Here is a 19,910-nt window from a genome sequence, read left to right on the forward strand (position 1 = left end):
CCGAGGAACCGAGTTCACGACATACTGATGCCGAGCGCCTTTCCTGGGGCGGTCGCCGGACGAGAGGATTGCGATGGCGTCGGAGACCGAGCCGTTGCGGCCACCGCAAAGCAGAACGGCCTACGTGGTCGAGCGGCTCAAGGAGGACCTGGCCAACGGGCTGATCCAGCCGGGCGAGACGATCAAGCAGACCGTGCTGGCCAAACGATACGGGGTCAGCCCGACTCCGGTTCGCGAAGCACTGCGCATGCTGGAGTCCGACGGTGCCATCACCTACCTGCCGCACAGGGGCGCCTCGGTGAGGGAGATGGCTCCCGACGCCGCGGTCGACCTGTACCGGATGCGGGCCAGCGCCGAAGGTACCGCGACCGAAATGGCGGTCGAGCGGATGACGCCGTCGGGGCTGGCGCTCATCGAGGAACAGCACGTCGCGTTGAACAAGGCACGAGAAAAGGGAGCCAGTTCGGCGAAACTGTCACAACTGAACAGGTCACTGCACTTCACCATCTACGCGCAGAGTTCGCCGCTGGTGGTCGAGTACCTCGAACTGTTGTGGACGCGCTTCACCCCGTCGACGACCATCTGGACCGGCGAGCATTCCGGCGACCTCAACGACGACCACGAGGCGATCATGGACGCGATCAGGAAAGGTGACGCCAAGCGCGCGGGTGCCCTGATGTCGGAGCACATCCTGCGGGCGTCTCGGATCAGGGCGCAGGATCCCTCGGTCCGCGCCGAGGGAACCCACACCGACATGGAGACCTGAACCGGGCCGCTGGTTAGTGGGCGTTTCCGCTGATGATCCGGCGTCCTTTCTGGGTGCCGGTCAGCGTCCACCCTTCGTCGTCCCTGCTGGCGGTGAATGTCGTCGCTCTGTCCACATAGGCCGGAGTGAGCAGACTGAAGTCGTAGTGCGTCAAGGGTTTCGGCCCGGTAGCTCGGCGCGCGACGTCGAGCAGCAACAGTGCGCTGAGCGGGCCATGCACGACGAGGTCGGCGTGTCCCTCGACGCCGGTCGCGTACCGGTGGTCGTAGTGGATGCGGTGCGGGTTGTAGGTCAGCGCGCTGAACCGGAACAGCGTGACCGGGTCAGGGGTGAGTGTCGTGGTGATCTCCGGCTCCGGTCGTGGTGGCGGGGTCCGGTCCGCTCGTGGGCCGGACTGGGCGGGGGCCGCGCCGTCGTAGCGCAGTACGACCTTGCGGCGTTCGGTCAGCGCGAGACCGTCCTGCGATCCGGAGATCTCGGAGTTTTCGGCGGTGGTGTAGGCGTGCAGTTCGGTGAGCACCAGCAGCCAGCCGGTGCGTCCTGGCCGGATGCGGCAGTCTTCCAGCAGGCTGAGGCGGGTGACCTCGTCGCCGACGCGCAGCGGAGTGGTCAGGTCCATGGTCGCGCCGCCGAAGACCCTGCGCCGTGGCCGGTTGGTCGGCATCAGCGCGTGATCGGCGGCGTGACCGTCCTCGGCGAGCGTGCCGCGGGCGATCGGGTCGCGGAAGTAGACCTCCTGCCAGCCGAGGGGGAGCGGGTCGCCTTCCCGCTCGGCTGGTGGTTCGACGCCGAGGACACCGGCCAGTGCCTGTGCTCGCCACGGGTCGATGACCGAGGTGGTGCCGAACACCGGCGGCGCGAAGTCGCCGACCATGCCGACCAGTTCGGCCGGTGCCTCGTCCGGCACGTCGAGCCGGGCCGGGGTCCATGGTTCGGGCAGGGACTGGACAACCACGTTGTTGCTGCTACATTCCTCCATATTCAATAGTCTATAGAGGTGGGTCCATGCTGGGACAAGACATCGTCGTGTGTTCGCCATTGCGTACCCCGGTCGGCCGGTTCGGTGGGGGCCTGGCTTCCACGCCGGTCGTCGATCTCGCCTCCGCCGTGCTCAGCGCCGTCATGGACCGCGCCGCGCTCGACCCGGCCGTGGTCGACGACGTCATTCTCGGCCACGCCTATCCCACGTCGGAGGCGCCCGCGCTGGGCAGGGTGGCCGCGCTCGACGCGGGCCTGCCCTCGACCGTGGGCGGCATGCAGGTGGACCGCCGGTGCGGTTCGGGACTGCAAGCCGTCCTGCAAGCGGCGGCGCAGGTCGCCACCGGCGTGAGCTCGGTGGTGCTCGCCGGTGGCGCGGAGAACATGAGCCAGGCGCCCTTCTACAGCACCACGATGCGATGGGGCGCCGCCTCTCCCGCCGTGACCCTGCACGACTCGCTCGCAAGGGGAAGAGTCACCGCGGGAGGCCGCACTCAGCCGGTTCCCGGCGGGATGATCGAGACGGCCGAGAACCTGCGCAGGGAATACGGCATCAGCAGGAGCAGACAGGACGAGTACGCCCTGCTGTCCCAGCGGCGCGCGGCCACCGCGATCGCCGAAGGCCGCTTCGCCGACGAGATCGTTCCGGTCGCCACCACCGTGCGGCGCAAGGAAGTACTCGTCGACGCCGACGAGCATCCCCGCCCCGGCACGACGCTGGAGCAGCTCGCGGCGCTGCGCCCGGTGATGGGCAAGAACGACCCCGAGGCCACGGTTACCGCGGGCAACGCGAGCGGGCAGAACGACGGCGCCGCCGCGTGTGTGGTCACCACGCCGGAGCGGGCCGCCGAGCTGGGACTGGAACCCATGGCGCGGATCGTCGAATGGGCCGTCGCCGGAGTGCCCGCGGCGACCATGGGCATCGGGCCCGTCGGCGCCACGGCCAAGGTGCTCGGCAAAGCCGGGCTCAGCATGGCCGATCTCGGGCTCATCGAACTGAACGAGGCGTTCGCGGCCCAGGTACTGGCCTGCTACGACGAATGGGGTCTGACCGAGGACGACATCGCGGCGAGAGTCAACGTCAACGGCTCCGGGATCTCGCTCGGCCATCCCGTCGGCGCGACCGGTGTGCGGATCCTGTGCACCCTGGTCAGGGAAATGCGCAGGCGCGACGTTCGCTACGGGCTCGAAACGATGTGCATCGGAGGGGGTCAAGGGCTGGCCGCCTTGTTCGAACTGGCATGAGATCGTGGTACCCGCACCTCTGCGTCGTCACGGCACTGTCCCAAGCGGCCTACAACGCCGCGAGGATGCTGGTCTCCTACCGGGCGCTCGCGCTCGGCGGGGACGGCATCGCCCTCGGTGTGATCACCGCACTGTTCGCGTTGCTCCCGCTCGTCATCGCGATGCACGTGGGAAGGGCTGTCGACAATGGACGGCCGGCCGGTGTTCTTCGTTCCGGCATCGTGCTGACGATACTGGCCCTCCTGGTCATCACCGCCAGCGACAACCTGCTCGTGCTCGGTCTCGGCAACGTACTGCTGGGCTTCGGGCAGATCCTCGTCACCGTGTCCTCGCAGGGATTCGTCCCGCTACTGTCCACACCGGACCAGCTTGACCGCAGGTTCGCGGGCTGGACGCTGGCCGTGTCGGTCGGGCAGACGGCGGGACTGCCCATCGCGGGTGTGGTCTCCTCGGCCAGCAGCGGCGATGCCGGTGTCGTCACCACACCGGCGCTGCTCGCGCTCGCCGGGCTCGTCGTGCTCGCGGTGCCCTCGGCCATGCTGCTTCCGGTGCTGCGGCGGCCACCCTCGGCCCCCGCCGAAGGCAAGAGCCAGTCGGTGGTGACCATGCTCGGCATCCCCGGCATGCGGCCCGCCGTCTTCAGTAGCCTCGTCGTGCTCACGTCGATGGACGTGCTGTCGGCCTTCCTGCCCGTGCTCGGTGAGGAATTCGGGTTCAGCGTGCTGCTGGTGACCGCCCTGCTGACCCTGCGCACCGGATCGTCGATCGTGTCGAGAGCGTTTCTGCCCGCGCTACTGCGGATGGTGCCGCGACGATGGCTGCTGCTGTCGGCCACCTTGTGCTCGGCGCTGCCGATGGCGGCCATCCCGCTCGCGGGCAACCCCGTGTTCATGGGGGTGCTGCTCGTCGTCGTCGGGTTCTTCTGGGGCATCGGCCAGCCGCTGACCATGACCTGGGTGGTGAACCTGGTGTCGGTGCGCAGCAGAGCGTCGGCATTGTCCTTGCGGCTGACCGGAAACCGGCTCGGTCAGGTACTCGTGCCACTGGGCGCGGGCGCCATCGCGGGGATCACCGGAGTCGGCTCGGTGTTCGTGGTCACCGGAGCACTGCTGTGGACCTCCAGCGGGTTCACCTGGCGAGCGGTCCGCCGCCGGCGAGCGAACTGACCCCGCGAGTCCCCCGCCCAGGACACCGAGATCCGCGAACGCCGGGCCACGGCCGGTAGCCTGAGCGTCATGACCGGCCCCGGTTTTCAGCCCACGCTCGGAGCCGACGGCATCGCCCGCATCCGCCGGTGGCATGAAGAGTCCTACCAGGCCCGCAAGAACGCTCCCGCCACGCCGCGGACCTACCACTACCTCGGCCTGACCCTCACCGTGCCGCCCGAGGTCATGCCGATCACCCCCGTGTCGCATCTGCTGGGCGAGCGGGTCGCCGCCGAGGCCGGACCTGGCGATCGGGTGCTGGACATGGGGACGGGCTGCGGGGTCAACGCGATACTGGCCGCCAGGGCCGGTGCCGACGTCGTGGCCGTCGACACCAACCCCTTCGCGGTGCGGGCCGCGGTCGCCAACGCCGAACGCAACGGGGTCGGCGACCGGGTCGAGGTGCGCTCCGGTGACGTGTACAGCACGGTCGAGGGCAGCTTCGACCTGATGATCTTCGATCCGCCGTTTCGCTGGTTCGCGCCACGCGATCTTGCCGAAACAGCGACGACCGACGAGAACTACCGGGCGATGACGGAGTTCTTCGTCGGGGCGCGATCGCGGCTGACCGCGCGGGGCAGGCTGCTGATCTTCTTTGGCACCTCAGGCGATCTCGGCTACCTTCGCGCGCTGGCCGAAGACCACGGATTCCGGGTGGAGACCGTGGCGACCGGAACCGCGACCAGGGACGAGGTCACGGTCGGCTACCACACCTTTCTGATGACGCCGTCCTGACCCCGCCGACCGTGACCGGCTACAATGGACAGGCAGGCCCTACTCTGTCGCGCTGAACTTCGCCTTGTACGCGGCGGCCTGGTCGAGGGATTCCATCGCGTAGGCGACGTGGCCGACCGCGACCCGCCCATCGACTGCCTCGATGACGCGCGCGGCGTCGGGAGTGCTGAATCCGCCGCACAATTCGAGAAGTTCGATCCCGTCCTGTTCGATGAGGTCGACGGCGACGTCCGCCGCGCGGGATTCATCGGCCACCGGCACGAGGATCGTCCGTGCCCCTTCGCGTTCGATGACGGTGCGGTCGCGCCGAGGGTCCGTGCCGGGATGCCCGTAGATGAAAGCCCAGGTGATCAACTCGTGAAACCTCCTCGATGAATGGCTTTCAGCATAGCGAGCCGCCTGCGGCCACAACCGAGGTTCCGCTCAGCGCAACGCCACCGTCAGCAACACCGCCGAATCGGTCGTCGCGCGAAGACCGTGCCGCTCCGGGGGAATCGGAACCAGGTCGTCCGCGGTGAGCCGCCATTCCCGCTGCGCCGTGTGCAGCTTGACCCTGCCGACGATGACGTGCAACGTCGCCGCGGGTGGTGCTTCGTGCTCGGACAGTTCGGCGCCCTCGGCCATGGCGATGACGGTCGCTCGTTGCGAGGTTCCCGACACGATGGTGCGGGCCGCGCGGGAGGAGTGGTGCTCGCGGGCCTCTTCCAGCAGTTCGGCCGCCAGCGCGTTGATGGAGATGATGTCGGTGCGTTTGCTCATCGGACTGCCTCCCAGCCTCTGCGCGGACTACGGCTGCCCAGCGTGTCGTCGCGACTACGGTAGACGATGTAGGGCCTCGTCAGGTACCCGACGGGCATGGAGAACACGTGCACGAGCCTGCTGAACGGCCAGAAACCGAACAGAAGGAACGCCGACAGCGCGTGCAACTGGAAACCCAGCGTGGCACTGGCCATGAGTTCCGGCTGCGGCTGGAGATAGAAGATCGACCGGAACCACGGTGACACCGTCTCGCGATAGTCGTGCGGGTCGCCGGTGAGGTTGCCCAGCACCGTCGTTCCCAGACCGAGCAGCAGCGTGCCGACGAGCAGTACGTACATGAGCTTGTCGTTGCGGGTGGTCGCCGAGAACACGGGGCCGACGCTGCGTCTGCGGTAGATCAGGATGGCAGCGCCGCCGAGGGTGAGCACGCCCGCGACCGTGCCCAGCGCGACGGCGATGACGTGGTAGGCGGTGTCGGAAAGACCGATCGCCTCGGTCCAGGTTTTGGGGATCAGCAAGCCCATGACGTGGCCGAGGATGACGAACAGGATGCCGAAGTGGAACATCGGGCTTCCCCACCTCAGCAGCCTTCGCTCGTAGAGCTGGGAAGATCGTGTGGTCCAGCCGAACTTGTCGTAGCGGTAGCGCCAGATGTGACCGACCACGAACACCGCGATCGCCACGTAGGGCAGGACTCCCCACAACACGAGGTCGGTGGCACTCATCGGCGGACCCCCCGCGCTGGCATGTACTCGGGGGGCGCGAACGGCGCGAGGCCGACCTCTTCCTCGGGGGGACCGGCCTCGGCCAGCGCGAGCATCGCCTTGCGGTCCCGTTTTCCCAGCGCGGGCAACGTCGCCGACACCGAGTCGAGCACGGGCGCCCACGGCGAGGAATGCTCCTGGAGGCCGCGCCGCATCAGTTCGAGTCCCGCCCTGTGCTCACACAGCAGCCGGAGGCCGGTTTCGCTGTTGCCGCTGGCCGCGAACTCCAGCACCACCGCGATGTGGTCGGGTAGTTCGCCGTCGTCGAGCCGCATCCCCGCCGACTGGTAGGCGTGTTTGAACCGCAGCAACGCCATGCCGCGTTTGCGGGTGTCGCCGTAGGCGAAGTAGGTCAGGTACGGGCTGAACCGTTTGCGGTGGTCGAAGGTCGCCACGTATTCGGCGGCCACCGCGGCGGGCGGTGTCGTGGAAAGGTAGGTCAGAAACGCGATGAGCCCGGCGCCGTAGGTTTCCGGCAGGCGTTCGGCGATGGTGCGCACCAGCCCGGCGTTGTCGATCACCCGCTCGTCGGGGTAGCTCAGCAGCAATGACTGGGCCTGCCACGCGACAGGCCGGTCGTGGTCCACTTCGGTCATCACCGCGCCTCCGATCCGGATTGGTTCTTCGGAGGGAAGAGCCCTTCGGGGTTTCCCTTTCCGTCCCAGTTCAACAGGTTCACCCTGTTGCCCTTGTCGACAGGAGCGGCGAGTGTGTCGCTGGTCTGCCGGTCCTTGAGCATGTGGAAGTTCTCCACCGCGATCGGCGAGTTCCCTCCGGAGCTCTCCCCGAAGGGGCCCGACTCGTTCATGCCGGGCCCGCCTTCGTAGTCGAGGCTGCACTCGGTCGCCAGCTCTTCCAGGCCGTGCGCCTGCTCCGCATGGGCCGGCGGGATGACGTAGCGCTCGTCGTACTTGGCCAGCGCCAGCAGCCGGTACATGTCGTACATGTCCTCTTCGGACATTCCCGCTTTTTCCGGTATCTCCGCCCGCGGTGGTCTGCCCAGGTTGATGTCGCGCATATAGGCGCGCATGGCGGCGAGCTTGCGCAGGATGTCGTTGACCGGCTCCGGATCGCCCGCGGTGAAGAGCTGGGCAAGGTACTCGACGGGGATACGCAGCGCGTCGATGGCGCCGAAGAGGTTGCCGTGGTCCTCGGCGTCGTGTCCGGTGTCGCGCACGACGTTCACGACGGGCGAGAGCGGCGGAATGTACCAGACCATGGGCATCGTCCGGTATTCCGGATGCAGCGGAAGCGCGACCCGGTACTTGTTGATCAGCGAGTAGATGGGGGAGTGCTGCGCGGCCTCGATCCAGTCGGCGGGAATACCCGCCGCTTCGGCCTCCCTGACCACATCGGGATCGTGGGGGTCGAGCAGGATCTCGCGCTGCGCGCGGTAGAGGTCGGTGTCGTCGGGGGTCGTCGCCGCTTCGAGTACCCGGTCGGCGTCATAGAGCACGAGCCCGATGTAGCGCAGCCTGCCGACGCAGGTTTCCGCGCACACCGTGGGCATGCCGACCTCGACCCTGGGAAAGCAGAACGTGCACTTCTCGGCTTTGCCGGTGCGGTGGTTGAAGTACACCTTCTTGTAGGGGCAGCCGGAGACGCACATACGCCAGCCCCTGCACCGGTCCTGATCGACCAGCACGATGCCGTCCTCGGTGCGTTTGTAGATCGCGCCGGAAGGGCACGAGGCCGCGCACGAGGGGTTGAGGCAGTGCTCGCAGATACGGGGCAGATAGAACATGAACGTCTGCTCGAACTCGAACCGCACCTTGTCGGCAATGTCCTTGAGCAGCGGATCCTTGTCGCCGTGGTCCGGCGCGCCGCCGAGGTCGTCGTCCCAGTTTGCTGACCAGGTGATCGCCGTGTTCTCGCCGGTGATCAATGACCGGGGCCTCGCGACGGGCGTGTGTTCCTGCAACGGCGCCGAGGTCAGGTTGTCGTAGTCGTAGGTCCACGGTTCGTAGTAGTCGTCGAGGCTGGGAAGTTTGGGGTTGGCGAAGATCGTCAGCAGTTTCCTGAACCGGCCACCGCCCTTGAGTTTGAGTTTTCCTCGCTTGCCGAGTTTCCAGCCGCCGAGCCACTTCCGCTGGTCCTCGTAGGTGCGCGGATATCCTTGGCCAGGCCGGGTTTCCACGTTGTTGAACCACACGTACTCGACGCCCGAGCGGTTGGTCCACGCCTGTTTGCACGTGACGGAGCAGGTGTGGCAGCCGATGCACTTGTCGAGGTTCATCACCATCGCCATCTGGGCCATGGGTTTCATCAGTAGCGCACCTCCTGGCTTCGGCGGCGGATCACGGTCACCTCGTCCCGTTGATTACCGGTGGGGCCGAGATAGTTGAACGCGAAGGACAACTGGGCGTAGGCGCCGATGAGATGACTCGGTTTGATCATCAGGCGGGTCAGCGAGTTGTGGATTCCGCCGCGCTTGCCCGAGGTCTCGGCCAGCGGTACGTCGATCAACCGGTCCTGCGCGTGATGCATGTAGACGGTGCCTTGTGGCATCCGGTGTGACACCACGGCCCTGGCGACGACGACACCGTTGCGGTTGACCGCCTCGATCCAGTCGTTGTCGTGAACACCGATCTTGTCGGCATCCGGTGTGGACATCCAGATCGTCGGGCCACCTCGGGAAAGGCTGAGCATGAACAGGTTGTCCTGGTACTCCGAGTGGATGGACCACTTGCTGTGCGGGGTCAGGTAACGCACGGTGAGCCCTAGTTCGCCCTGCTCGCCGAGGTGTGGTTCGCCGAACAGGGCGGCCATGTTCAGCGGCGGCCGGTACACCGGGAGGCATTCGCCCAGTTCGGCCATCCAGTCGTGGTCGAGGAAGAAATGCTGACGTCCCGTCAGGGTGTGCCACGGTTTGAGCCGCTCCACGTTGACCGTGAACGGTGAATAGCGGCGGCCCCCTGTTTCCGAACCCGACCACTCCGGCGAGGTGATGACCGGGACGGGCGCCGCCCTGGTGTCGGCGAAGGTGATCTGCTTGCCCTCGTGTTCGGCGGCGAGGTCGGCCAGCCGCATGCCGGTCCTGTGCTCCAGCATCCGGAAGCCCTCGGTGGCCAGGTGTCCGTTGGTGGTGCCGGACATCGCGAGGACGGCCTCACAGGCATGCAGATCCCGCACCAGCGAAGGGCGGCCGTCGGCGGGCCCGCCCCTGATCGTTCCGTTCTGGTGCTTGAGATACTCCACCGAGCGGCCCAGTTTGTAGGGAACTCCCTTGGTGACGGCACCGAGCGAGTCGGCCAGCGGCCCCAGCGCGCCCATCTTCGCCGCGATGGCGCCGTAGTCGCGCGACACCACGGTGATCTTCGGCATCGTGACCCCGGGAACCGGTTCGCACTCGCCGTACTTCCAGTCCAGCACTTTGCCGTGTGGGGTGGCCAGCTCGTCGGGCGTGTCGTGCAGCAGCGGCGAGGCCACCAGGTCCCTGCGCACGCCGAGCCGTTCGGCGGCCAGCTCGCTGAACGCGTGCGCGATCTCCTGGAACGCCTGCCAGTCGGTGCGGGTCTGCCACGGCGGTGCGATGGCGGGATTGAACGAGTGGATGAACGGATGCATGTCGGTGGTGTTGAGGTCGTGCTTCTCGTACCAGGTCGCCGCGGGCAGTACCACGTCCGAGTACAGCGTCGTGCTCGTCATCCGGAAGTCCAGCGTCAGCAGCAGATCCAGCTTCCCCTCCGGGGCTTCGTCGTGCCACACCACGTCGCGAGGACGGTTGCCGGGAGGCGCCTCGCTCGCGCGTAGCGACGAATCGGCGCCGAGCAGGTGCCGCAGGAAGTACTCGTCGCCTTTCGCGGAGGAACCGAGCAGGTTCGCCCGCCACACACTGAGGATCCGGGGGAAGTTTTCCGGCGAGTCGGGGTCCTCGCACGCGAAGCGCAACGCGCCCGATTTCAGTTGCGACACCACATAGTCGCCGGGTTCCATTCCCGCCTGCTCGGCGTCGTCGGCCAGTTCGAGCGGGTTGCGGTCGAACGTGGGATACGAGGGCATCCAGCCCAGCCTCGCCGATTTCGCGAGCACGTCGGCCGCGGTCTGACCGGCGAGCCTGCCCTCCGCGGTCGCCGAAACCATACTGTCGGTGGTGAAGGCGTCGTAGCGGAACTGGTTGGTGTGCAGGTACCAGTAGCCGGTCTGGATCATCTGCCGCGCGGGACGTGACCAGTCCAGTCCCATCGCGAGCTGGGTCCACCCGGTCACCGGCCTGCATTTTTCCTGCCCCACGTAGTGGGCCCAGCCGCCGCCGTTGACGCCCTGGCAACCGGTGAGGGTCGTCAGCGCGAGGAAAGCACGGTAGATCGTGTCGGAGTGGAACCAATGATTGGTTCCAGCCCCCATGATGATCATGGATCGGCCACGGGACTCTTCGGCGTTGGCGGCGAACTCCCTGCCGATCCGTGCCGCGGCCTCGGCGGGGACTCCGGTGATGGTTTCCTGCCACGCGGGAGTGCAGGGCTGGCTCGCGTCGTCGTATCCGCTCGGCCAGTTGCCGGGCAGCCCCTGCCTGCGCACCCCGTACTGCGCGAGCAGCAGGTCGTACACGGTCGTGACGAGATGCCCTCCGATTCGTTTGACGGGAACGCCTCTGCGCAGCACACCGGCCGATCCGTCAGGGGCGTCGAACCTCGGCAGCTCCAGCAGCACCGAGCCCTCGCCGCCGACGGACAGCATCGGGTCGACGTCGCCGAGGTCGAGGTTCCACCTTCCCGCGCCCTGTTCGCCGAATCGGTGCCCCAGCGACCCGCCCGGCACCACCGGTTTGCCGGTCGCCGAGTCCAGCAGCACGGTCTTGAACGCCGCGTGCTCGCCGCCCGCCTCGTCGTCGAGATCGGCGGCGGTGAGGAACTTGCCGGGAACGTAGGTCTCGCCGCGCGGATCGAGCCGGACGAGGAAAGGCAGGTCGGTGTAGCGCTTGACGTAGTCGGTGAAGTACGGGGTCTGCCGCTCCACGAAGAACTCCCGCAGCACCACGTGCCCCATCGCCATTGCCAGCGCGCCGTCGGTACCGGGTTGCGCGGCAAGCCATTCGTCGGCGAACTTCACGTTGTCGGCGTAGTCGGGGGACACGGCGATGACCTTCTGCCCCCGGTAGCGGGCCTCCGCCATCCAGTGCGCGTCCGGGGTGCGGGTGACCGGAACGTTGGAACCCCACATGATGAGGTAACCGGCGTCCCACCAGTCGCCGGATTCCGGTACGTCGGTCTGGTCGCCGAACACCTGCGGTGAGGCGACGGGAAGGTCGGCGTACCAGTCGTAGAACGACAGCATCGAACCGCCCAGCAGGGATACGAACCTGGCGCCGGAGGCGTGCGAGATCATCGACATCGCCGGGATGGGGGAGAACCCGGCGATCCGGTCAGGACCGTACTTCTCGATGGTGTGCACGTGGGCTGCGGCGATGAGTTCACATGCCTCCGCCCACGAAGCCCGCACCAGCCCGCCTTTTCCGCGCGCCGACTTGTAGCGGCGCGCGCGTTCGGGGTCGCCGGTCAGTTCGGCCCACGCGTCCACCGGATTTCCCGTGCGTGCCTTGGCTTCCCGGTACATCTCCAGCAGAACTCCCCTGATGTAGGGGTAGCGCACGCGGGTCGGCGAGTAGGTGTACCACGAGAACGCGGCTCCCCTCGGGCAGCCGCGTGGCTCGTACTCCGGCCGGTCCGCTCCGGTGGAGGGGTAGTCGGTTTCCTGGGTTTCCCAGGTGATGATCCCGTCCTTGACGTAGACCTTCCACGAGCAGGATCCGGTGCAGTTGACGCCGTGGGTCGAACGGACGACCTTGTCGTGGCTCCACCGGTCGCGGTAGAACGCGTCGGCCTGTCTGCCGCCGTGCTTGGTCATGGTGCGCAGGTCGGGCGAGATCTCCGTTCTCGTGAAGAACCGCCTCGTCTTGACGAGCGCGTCGATGAGGCCATTGTCCAGACCTTCGCCGCGTGACCCGCTCGCGGATGGAGTTTTGCGATTGCCCACCTGGCTGCCCCTTCCGCCTTCTCGTCACCGCTCACGTGCTCGCGCCGGCGGTGCTTTCCTGTCGTGCGTGCTTGTCGACTGCCTTGCGTACGGTCGTGGTGGTGAACACGAACAGCAGCAACGACACCAGCGCCAGCGCGGCGAGACCCAGCGCGTAGGAACCCAGCGCACCGTAGATTCCGCCCATCACCAGCGGCGGCACGAAACCGCCGAGTCCGCCGGCCGCGCCGACGAAACCGGTGACCGAGCCGACCCTGCCCGCCGGTGTCAGCAGCGAGACGAGCGCGAACACCGCGCCACTGCCCGCGCCGAGCGCTCCCGCCATGACGAGAAACGCGATGGTGCCGACCGGCATCAGGTCCGGAGTGAACGATTGCACCGCCGCGCCGGCCGTCACCACGGCAAGCGACACCGCCGTCACGGCGACCGCGCCGAACTTGTCGGAAAGCCAGCCGCCGACAGGGCGCATCACGACCGCGAGCAACACGAAGCCCGCCATCCGGTTGGACGCGTCCGATGGAGACAGTTCGTAGGCGTTCTTGAGATAGGACGGCAAGTACACCGAGAACGCGACGTAGCCGCCGAAAGCCAGCGCGTACAGCGCCGATGCCTGCCAGGTTGCCGAAAGCCGCATGGTCTCGGCGAGCCTGCGGCCGAGTGGTTCGTTCTGTGGCGGCCTGCCTGGCGCGTCGCGCAACAACAACGCGGCCACGACCGCGTAGATCCCGAGCGCGACAGCGGTGACGATGAACGGGGTTTGCAGGTTGAACCTGTTCATCAGGTTGACGGTGGTGAGCGCGGCGATCGCCGTTCCGCCCATACCCATGCCGAAAATGCCGATCGCGAAGCCGCGCTTGCCTGGCGGAAACCACGCGTTGACGAAGGGAACGCCGATGGCGAACGCGGTGCCGCCGATGCCGAGGAAGAAGCCGCCGATGAGCAGTGCGGCCAATGACGAGTGGCCGAGAAAACCGAGGAACAGCACCGGGATCACGGTGACGACGGAGATCAGCGGGAACAGGATCCGGCCGCCGTACCGGTCGGTGAGCGCGCCGACGGGGATGCGGCCGAGCGAGCCGACCAGCACGGGAACGGCGACGAGCACCGACTGTTCGAACGAGCTGAGATCGAGTGTTTGCGTGAAGTGCGCCGCGAGCGGGCTCAGCAGCGCCCATGCCCAGAAATTCAGCGCGAAACCGATGGTGGCCAGCACCAGCATCAGCACGGGGTGACCGGAGGGTGTCTGCTGATCAGCGGTGTCCCGCGCCGGCCGATGCTTGTTCATCGCCGTCCCCTCGGTGTCGTGTCCCCTGCCGGGTCATCATCGGTCCCGGCCTGCGCGCCTGCCACCGGAGTGATTCCGAACGGGTGAGCCCCGGCGACAATGGAGCGGAGACGATCGCGAAGCTATCCGGGACGAACGGGCTACGAACAGAGGAGAACGGCACCGATGAGCAAGGTCGATCTGCACGAGGATTCCGGCCGTTGGACACTGACGCTCGCCGACCCCGGCAGGCGCAACTGCCTTGACGAACGCATGTGCGCGGACCTTGTCGACGCCGCGAGCATCGTCGCGGCCGACGAGCGGGCCAGGACACTGGTCGTCACGGGCGAAGGCAGCGCGTTCTGCGCTGGAGCCGACCTGCCCGCGCTGTTCGACTCCACCGAAGGCAAAGCCACCGGCGAGATCCGAGGGCAGCTGCACGCCGTCTACGACAGTTTCCTGCGGCTGCGTTCGCTGCGCGTGCCGACGATCGCCGCCGTGCACGGGCCCGCGGTGGGAGCGGGCCTGAACCTCGCCATGGTGTGCGACGTGCGGATCGCGGGACCGCGTGCCTCGTTCGCGGCGACGTTCACCAAGATCGGTCTGCACCCCGGCGGTGGCTGCACCTACTTCCTCGTCGAAGCTCTCGGCAAGCAGCGGGCACTGGCGATGTTGCTCGACGGTGGCGCGCTCGACGGGGCAGCGGCCGTCGACGCGGGACTCGCGCTCGAACTGGCCGACGATCCGGTCGCCGCGGCGCACGAGCGGGCGGCGGCGTGGGCGGCGCTCGATCCCGCGCTGGTCGCCGACATCAAGACCGCGGTGGGTATCGCGGGGCGCGGTGACTTCGCGGCCAGCCTGGAATTCGAGTCGTGGGCACAGGCGAGCACGGCCACCGGGCCGGCCATTCAGCAGGCGGTCGCCCGGTTCCGCAGGTCATGAACCCGTCGCGGCAGGTGTCTCGGCGGCGAGTTCGGCCACCGAGGCCAGGCATTGGCGTAACCACTGGTGGCCCGCGTCCCGTTCGTGCACCGGATGCCAAACCGCCGACTCGACGAACCTGGTCGGCTCGCCCCGCAGTTCGACGATCCTGACCTCGCCCGAGCCGGTCAGCCGGTCGGCGACCCCGCGCGGAACCAGTCCCGCCCTGTTCGTGCCGCGAACCAGCAACGGGACGGAAAGAAACGACTCCACCGTCGCGGCGATCAGCGGAACCGTCTCCGCCGCGCGAAGCCCCAGCGCGGGTACCTCGTCGACCGAGGAGCCTCCCGCCACCACCCACGGCAGCGCCGACAGTTCGGCGACGGTCGCGCTGCCGCCGACCACCTGCCGGTCGGCGTCCACGACGGCGACCCACTCGTCCACCAACAGGTCCTGTGAGGGCAGCCCGGTGACAACGCCCTTGCGCAGTACCAGCGCGTCGACGGTGCGCAGGCACTCGTCGACCCTGTCGATCGTGCCGGGCGGACATGACAGCAGCCGAAGCCGGACGTTCGGCGCCCGTTCCGCGATGATCCGGTGCAACCAGGGGCCCGCGGTGGCCATACCGTAGTCGGAGGCGAGAACCGTGAACTCGCGTTCGGCCGTGGCCGGATCGAAGTCGGGCATGCTGGTGAACACTCGCTCCGCTCCCGCGAGCGCGGTGCCGAGCAGCGGACGCAAATGCTCGGCGAGCGGGGTGAGCTCGTACTGGTTGCCTCGGCGCACGAGCAGATCGTCGGCGAAATGCCTGCGAAGCCGGCCCAGCGCGGTGGACATCGTCGGCTGGCTCAGGCCGATCCGGTGGGCGGCTTTGGTGACACTCTTCTCGGCGAGCAACGCATCCAGCAGCACCATCAGATTGAGGTCGAGGCCGCGCGGATGCACCGGCACAGGGTATCGGAGCGCCCAATACCGGGCAGGGTGCAGCATGATGAACCCGATGTGCCCGTGCGCCTGACGAGCCGAGGGAGGTGTCCATGACCGGGTTCGAGCTGCGGTTGCGGATCACCGGCGCTGACTCGCGGCCAGGGGACGTCCGCTCGCTGCGGCTGCGCGACGACGGCGGCGGCCGGCTTCCCGGCTTTACCCCCGGCAGTCACCTCGTGCTCGACTGCGCTGGGCGGCGCAACGCCTACTCGCTCACCGGCCCCGCCATGGCGCCTGAGGAGTATCACCTGTCGGTGCTGCTGCGTTCCTCGGGCAATGGTGGGTCCGCCTACCTGCACGGTCTCGACGTCGGTTCCGTCGTCCGGTCCTCGCGGCCCCGCAGCGCCTTCCCTCCGGTCGCGACGGCACGACATCATCTCTTCGTCGCGGGCGGTATCGGGATCACCCCCATGCTCGCGCACGTACGGGAAGCGCTGCGCTGGGACCGTTCGTTCACCCTCGTCTACGTGTACCGGCGTGGCCGAGGCGCCCACCTTCCCGAACTCAGGGCACTGTGCGGCGACCGGCTGTCCGAGCCGCGCGGCCGCGACGAGACCAGAGCCGTGCTCGGCGACCTGCTCACGTCGCGGCCACTCGGCACGCACCTCTATCTCTGCGGGCCCGGCTCGCTCACCGACATGGTCACCACGGCCGCCACGGCGGCGGGCTGGCCGGGGCAGCGGGTGCACACCGAGCGGTTCTCCGCCGCCGACCACGCCCCCGGAAACCCGTTCACCGCCATCATCGCCGGTTCGGGCGAGACCGTCGCGGTCGGAGGAGACGAGAGTCTGCTCAGCGCGCTCCGGCGCGCCGGCCATGCCGTACCCAGCCTGTGCGAGCAGGGAGTGTGCGGCGAATGCAGGGTCGGCGTCCTCTCCGGAACGCCGCAGCACAGGGACCATTACCTCACGCCAGCCGAACGCGCTTCGGGTGAGGCCGTCATGTGCTGCGTGTCAAGGGCCGGTGACGAAGGGCTGGTGCTCGACCTGTGACACTGACCCGCTTTCCCTTCCCTCTCACCTCGGACCGCTTCCAGTACCGCACCAACGTCGAACCGGCCCGCGGGTTCGTCGAAACGGAAACCGGCGGCTGGGGCGGCACCGTGTTCGACATCGACGCCGACTACGCGACGGCGCTCGCCGAGCGCGAGCGCATCCTGCTCGCCGACCCCAGTCGCTGCGTCCGGCCACCCCACATGCGAGCCGCCGCGTGGGACACGCTGCTCACCGTGCTCGGGGAACTCGCGGCGGAATTCCCGCGGCACATGCGGCTCGACCGCGACGCGAGCACCTACCGCTGGCACAACGCGCTGCTCGGAGTGACCCAGGAATTCGAACTCGGCGACGAGGCGTCCCTGCCGTGTGATCCGCTGCGCTTCGCCGCGAGCCAGGTGCAGGACGACCTCGTGCTGCTCGACCAGCGCGAAGACACCCTGTGGGTGGACGCCGGACTGGTCACCTTCGCGGCGGGCTGGTCACTCGGCTTCGACGCGGGGATGCGGTTCGGCGAGATCCACGGGCCCGTTCCGAGACTGCGCGAGGAAGGCGTCGTCGAGAGGTCGGAGCGGTTCCTGCTGCGGCTGCGCGCCGGCTTGGATTTCCGGCGTACCAACTGGTCCATGACCGTGGGACGGCGGCTGGACACCTCTATCGAGAGCCGACCGGACTGGAAACCGGACTGGTATGGCATCGCCATCGACGAACTCCTGCCATGGCGGCTGCACCTGCGCGTCGAGGTGCAGCACCTGATCCGGCTCAGTACCTCGGGCGCCATCCTGTTCACGATCCGCACCTACCTCGCCTCACTCGCCGAGATCGCCGAAGTACCGGCGTGGCGGCGACGGCTGGCCGCCGTACTCGCCGATCTGCCTCCCGACGTCGCCGAGTACAAGGGGCTCACCGAATGCCTTCCCGCCGCGGTGCGGTGGCTGCGTTCTGGGGCCTCGGCGTCGTGAGCAGGGCAAACGCGTAGCGCGCCGGAAAATGTCGGTGGCCGATGCGAACATATGTTCGTGTCGATCGAAGGGTCCATCCTGCACGCCGACCTCGACGCGTTCTACGCGTCGGTGGAGCAGCGCGACAACCCGAGGTTGCGGGCACGGCCCGTGATCGTCGGCGGGGGAGTGGTGCTCGCGGCCAGCTATGAAGCCAAAGCGCGGGGTGTCCGCACGGCGATGGGCGGAACGCGGGCGCGGCGACTGTGTCCCGACGCCGTCGTCGTGCCGCCGCGGATGTCGGCGTACGCGCAGGCGAGCAAGGCGGTGTTCGAGATCTTCCGCGAAACCTCACCTGTCGTCGAAGGCATCTCCATCGACGAAGCGTTTCTCGACGTCGGCGGGCTGTGGCGCTTGGCGGGCCCCGCTCGCGGCATCGCCGAGCGGCTACGCCGCACCGTCGCCGAACGCGTCGGGCTTCCCATCACCGTGGGTGTCGCGCGCACCAAGTTCCTCGCCAAGGTCGCCAGCGGCGTCGCGAAACCGGACGGCCTGCTCGTCGTACCCTCCGACGGCGAGCTGGCGTTCCTGCATCCGCTGCCCGTCGAGCGACTGTGGGGCGTCGGCAAGGTCACCGCGGCCAAGCTGCACGCGAAGGGCTTGCTGACCGTCGGTCATGTCGCCGCGCTTCCCGAGCCGGATCTCGTGAGGCTGCTCGGTGTCGCCTCAGGGCGGCATCTGCACGCGCTCGCCCACAATCGCGATCCGCGTCCAGTACGGGCCGGGCGCAGGCGCAGGTCCATGGGCTCTCAGCGGGCGCTCGGTAGCAGAAGACGCCGTACGCCGGAGGAACTGGACGCCATGCTCGCCGGGCTCGTCGACCGGCTGGGCCGGAGGCTGCGCGCCGCGGGCAGGGTGTGCGGAACCGTGGTGCTTCGCCTTCGGTTCGCCGACTTCACCATGGTGACCAGATCGCACACCCTGCCCGAGGCCACCGCGCACACCGAAACTATCCTCGCCGCCGCACGCGTGCTGCTCGCGGCGGCGGCGCCGGTCATCGCCCGCGACGGCATCACCCTCATCGGGGTCTCACTGTCCAATCTGGACAATGACGACGCGGTACAGCTCGTTTTGCCTTTCGGTGAACAGGACGGCCCCGCGCTCGACTCCGCCCTCGACGTCGTGCGCGACCGGTTCGGCTCCTCCGCGATCACCAGGGCCGCGCTCCTCGGCAGAGAACAAGGACCCTCCGTACCGCTGCTACCCGATTAGCCGTGAGGAGTGTGGTCGTGATGTCGTGGCCTGATCTGCGGCTGGACCGGGCCTGGTGATCCTCTGCCGTGCCAGCGGGGATCAGCGTGGTTCCTCGCAAGGCCGTGCCGGACAGGGAAGCCCGGGCTTTCCCGCAATGCCGCGAGGGCCGTGCTGGTCTCGCAGGCCCCTTGCCACGGGCAACGGGATTCGCGGCACGCCAGGCGTGGCTGTTCAGCCGGGTGGGTGGCGGGAATCGTGGCGGATCACATGCTGGGGCACGAACGCCGTGACGACGGTGCGCCACTGAAGGTCGGCGGTCAGCAGCTGATAACTCACGACGCCAAGCGGCCCGCCATCGACGGCGGGTATCCAGCCGCGCAGCAAGCCCTTCGCCTCGTACCGGTACTGCATGCCGCCTGGTGCCTCGTCGTAAAACGCGAACGGGTCGCGGCGCAACGAACCGCGCAGGTCGACCCACACCCAGCGAGGCGGATCCACCGGCCGGAACAACTCCGGCGGCCGATCCGAGGGCGTCCACACCGGGCGAGTGGGCGTCGAACTGACGTCCCTCCGCCACCAACGGAAGGCCGCCTGCGGTAGTTGATTCACATGTACTCCCCTGACTCGCCACTGATTCGAACAAAGGTTCGAAACATGTGTCAAGGGGCCTGTCGCGGTGGTCACCGCGCTCCCGCGAGTCCCCCGCCAGGACACCGAGATCCGCACTCCGGCCGCCGACATCCGCGTCCAGGACGACGAGTTCGGCGCCCAGGACCACGAGTTGCCCACTCGGCCCGAAGCGACCGGTGCGAATGGACGCGGACCTCCGGAGGAAGCCCCCGGTCGACCAACACGGGCATCTACCAGGCACCGCATGGAACTGCGGCATTCGGCAAAAAGCCGTGGTGCGGCTGGAAAGCCGACTCGCCGGACGAGGCAGCACGCGATCCATTCCACCCAGCGTCCGGCTTCCTACCGCCCTCGGAGGCGTCCGCCACCAGCCCGGAGCCGCCCCGCCACCGGGGCGAACCAAGCCGCCACAGGTCCGGAACCGTCCCCACCGCCAGGGTCGCCCGCCACCAAGCCGCCACAGGCGGAAACCATCTCGGTCACCGGAATCGCT

General features: G+C 68.1%; 18 protein-coding genes. 8 read left to right on the top strand and 10 right to left on the bottom strand.

Features of this window, described 5'->3' with window-relative positions:
• The first annotated feature begins 73 nt into the window (after positions 1-73).
• Positions 74-766: a GntR family transcriptional regulator gene (locus BAY61_RS15250; protein ID WP_091804233.1), complete on the top strand. Its 693-nt coding sequence runs from the start codon at positions 74-76 to the stop codon at positions 764-766.
• A 13-nt stretch (positions 767-779) separates the two neighbouring features.
• On the opposite strand, the gene BAY61_RS15255 is transcribed toward BAY61_RS15250, so the two are convergent.
• Positions 780-1,745, bottom strand: a complete 966-nt coding sequence (locus BAY61_RS15255; RefSeq protein ID WP_091804236.1) for an HTD2 family dehydratase — start codon at positions 1,743-1,745, stop codon at positions 780-782.
• Positions 1,746-1,771: 26 nt separating this feature from the next.
• Between BAY61_RS15255 and BAY61_RS15260 the strand changes: the two genes are divergently transcribed.
• The 3 genes from BAY61_RS15260 (at position 1,772) to BAY61_RS15270 (ending at position 4,929) form a co-directional block, all read left to right on the top strand.
• Positions 1,772-2,989 (top strand): acetyl-CoA C-acetyltransferase, encoded by a 1,218-nt coding sequence (locus tag BAY61_RS15260; protein WP_091804239.1) that lies wholly within the window; start codon positions 1,772-1,774, stop codon positions 2,987-2,989.
• Positions 2,986-4,155: an MFS transporter gene (locus BAY61_RS15265; protein ID WP_091804241.1), complete on the top strand. Its 1,170-nt coding sequence runs from the start codon at positions 2,986-2,988 to the stop codon at positions 4,153-4,155. The genes BAY61_RS15260 and BAY61_RS15265 overlap by 4 nt, the downstream gene beginning before the upstream one ends.
• 69 nt (positions 4,156-4,224) lie before the next feature.
• Positions 4,225-4,929 carry a methyltransferase gene (locus tag BAY61_RS15270; RefSeq protein ID WP_091804244.1) on the top strand — a complete coding sequence of 235 codons (705 nt, stop codon included), beginning with the start codon at positions 4,225-4,227 and terminating at the stop codon, positions 4,927-4,929.
• 39 nt (positions 4,930-4,968) lie between these two features.
• On the opposite strand, the gene BAY61_RS15275 is transcribed toward BAY61_RS15270, so the two are convergent.
• The 7 genes from BAY61_RS15275 to BAY61_RS15305 form a co-directional block, all read right to left on the bottom strand.
• Positions 4,969-5,283, bottom strand: a complete 315-nt coding sequence (locus BAY61_RS15275) for a DUF6506 family protein (protein ID WP_091804247.1) — start codon at positions 5,281-5,283, stop codon at positions 4,969-4,971.
• 69 nt (positions 5,284-5,352) lie between these two features.
• Positions 5,353-5,688, bottom strand: a complete 336-nt coding sequence (locus tag BAY61_RS15280; RefSeq protein ID WP_091804250.1) for a cupin domain-containing protein — start codon at positions 5,686-5,688, stop codon at positions 5,353-5,355.
• On the bottom strand, positions 5,685-6,413 hold the full coding sequence (narI, locus tag BAY61_RS15285; RefSeq protein ID WP_091804251.1) for a respiratory nitrate reductase subunit gamma: 729 nt from the start codon (positions 6,411-6,413) through the stop codon (positions 5,685-5,687). Before narI ends, BAY61_RS15280 begins: the two co-directional genes overlap by 4 nt.
• Positions 6,410-7,048 carry a nitrate reductase molybdenum cofactor assembly chaperone gene (gene narJ, locus BAY61_RS15290; RefSeq protein WP_091804255.1) on the bottom strand — a complete coding sequence of 213 codons (639 nt, stop codon included), beginning with the start codon at positions 7,046-7,048 and terminating at the stop codon, positions 6,410-6,412. The genes narI and narJ overlap by 4 nt, the downstream gene beginning before the upstream one ends.
• Positions 7,048-8,718: a nitrate reductase subunit beta gene (gene narH, locus BAY61_RS15295; protein WP_091804258.1), complete on the bottom strand. Its 1,671-nt coding sequence runs from the start codon at positions 8,716-8,718 to the stop codon at positions 7,048-7,050. The genes narJ and narH overlap by 1 nt, the downstream gene beginning before the upstream one ends.
• Positions 8,718-12,380, bottom strand: a complete 3,663-nt coding sequence (locus BAY61_RS15300; RefSeq protein WP_091805192.1) for a nitrate reductase subunit alpha — start codon at positions 12,378-12,380, stop codon at positions 8,718-8,720. Before BAY61_RS15300 ends, narH begins: the two co-directional genes overlap by 1 nt.
• A gap of 79 nt (positions 12,381-12,459) precedes the next feature.
• Positions 12,460-13,713: an MFS transporter gene (locus BAY61_RS15305; RefSeq protein ID WP_091804261.1), complete on the bottom strand. Its 1,254-nt coding sequence runs from the start codon at positions 13,711-13,713 to the stop codon at positions 12,460-12,462.
• A 165-nt stretch (positions 13,714-13,878) separates the two neighbouring features.
• Here BAY61_RS15305 and BAY61_RS15310 point away from each other — a divergent pair, with 165 nt between their 5' ends.
• Complete coding sequence (locus BAY61_RS15310) at positions 13,879-14,634, top strand: enoyl-CoA hydratase (RefSeq protein ID WP_091804264.1); 756 nt, start codon at positions 13,879-13,881, stop codon at positions 14,632-14,634.
• On the opposite strand, the gene BAY61_RS15315 is transcribed toward BAY61_RS15310, so the two are convergent.
• Entirely contained in the window at positions 14,629-15,558 is a 930-nt protein-coding gene (locus BAY61_RS15315) for a LysR family transcriptional regulator (RefSeq protein ID WP_170140187.1), read from the bottom strand. The two genes, BAY61_RS15310 and BAY61_RS15315, sit on opposite strands and share 6 nt — an antisense overlap.
• Positions 15,559-15,650: 92 nt before the next feature.
• Between BAY61_RS15315 and BAY61_RS15320 the strand changes: the two genes are divergently transcribed.
• Genes BAY61_RS15320 through dinB form a run of 3 tightly spaced genes read left to right on the top strand, consistent with a single transcriptional unit; the run spans position 15,651 to position 18,805 of the window.
• Positions 15,651-16,592 (top strand): PDR/VanB family oxidoreductase, encoded by a 942-nt coding sequence (locus BAY61_RS15320; RefSeq protein WP_091804270.1) that lies wholly within the window; start codon positions 15,651-15,653, stop codon positions 16,590-16,592.
• Positions 16,589-17,554, top strand: coding sequence for a heme-dependent oxidative N-demethylase family protein (locus BAY61_RS15325; protein WP_211323568.1), 966 nt, complete (start codon positions 16,589-16,591; stop codon positions 17,552-17,554). The genes BAY61_RS15320 and BAY61_RS15325 overlap by 4 nt, the downstream gene beginning before the upstream one ends.
• Positions 17,555-17,605: 51 nt before the next feature.
• Positions 17,606-18,805 (top strand): DNA polymerase IV, encoded by a 1,200-nt coding sequence (gene dinB, locus BAY61_RS15330; RefSeq protein ID WP_091804273.1) that lies wholly within the window; start codon positions 17,606-17,608, stop codon positions 18,803-18,805.
• 213 nt (positions 18,806-19,018) lie between these two features.
• On the opposite strand, the gene BAY61_RS15335 is transcribed toward dinB, so the two are convergent.
• Positions 19,019-19,396: a hypothetical protein gene (locus tag BAY61_RS15335; RefSeq protein WP_091804276.1), complete on the bottom strand. Its 378-nt coding sequence runs from the start codon at positions 19,394-19,396 to the stop codon at positions 19,019-19,021.
• Positions 19,397-19,910: the final 514 nt, after the last annotated feature.

The organism is Prauserella marina, from assembly GCF_002240355.1.
In the GTDB taxonomy this organism is placed as follows: domain Bacteria; phylum Actinomycetota; class Actinomycetes; order Mycobacteriales; family Pseudonocardiaceae; genus Prauserella_A; species Prauserella_A marina.

Coding starts and splice junctions, on each gene's coding strand:
- BAY61_RS15320 (WP_091804270.1), top strand. CDS start 15,651: ATGACCGGGTTCGAGCTGCGGTTGCGGATCACCGGCGCTGACTCGCGG.
- narI (WP_091804251.1), bottom strand. CDS start 6,413: ATGAGTGCCACCGACCTCGTGTTGTGGGGAGTCCTGCCCTACGTGGCG.
- BAY61_RS15270 (WP_091804244.1), top strand. CDS start 4,225: ATGACCGGCCCCGGTTTTCAGCCCACGCTCGGAGCCGACGGCATCGCC.
- dinB (WP_091804273.1), top strand. CDS start 17,606: ATGTTCGTGTCGATCGAAGGGTCCATCCTGCACGCCGACCTCGACGCG.
- BAY61_RS15260 (WP_091804239.1), top strand. CDS start 1,772: ATGCTGGGACAAGACATCGTCGTGTGTTCGCCATTGCGTACCCCGGTC.
- BAY61_RS15305 (WP_091804261.1), bottom strand. CDS start 13,713: ATGAACAAGCATCGGCCGGCGCGGGACACCGCTGATCAGCAGACACCC.
- narJ (WP_091804255.1), bottom strand. CDS start 7,048: ATGACCGAAGTGGACCACGACCGGCCTGTCGCGTGGCAGGCCCAGTCA.
- BAY61_RS15250 (WP_091804233.1), top strand. CDS start 74: ATGGCGTCGGAGACCGAGCCGTTGCGGCCACCGCAAAGCAGAACGGCC.
- narH (WP_091804258.1), bottom strand. CDS start 8,718: ATGAAACCCATGGCCCAGATGGCGATGGTGATGAACCTCGACAAGTGC.
- BAY61_RS15255 (WP_091804236.1), bottom strand. CDS start 1,745: ATGGAGGAATGTAGCAGCAACAACGTGGTTGTCCAGTCCCTGCCCGAA.
- BAY61_RS15280 (WP_091804250.1), bottom strand. CDS start 5,688: ATGAGCAAACGCACCGACATCATCTCCATCAACGCGCTGGCGGCCGAA.
- BAY61_RS15265 (WP_091804241.1), top strand. CDS start 2,986: ATGAGATCGTGGTACCCGCACCTCTGCGTCGTCACGGCACTGTCCCAA.
- BAY61_RS15310 (WP_091804264.1), top strand. CDS start 13,879: ATGAGCAAGGTCGATCTGCACGAGGATTCCGGCCGTTGGACACTGACG.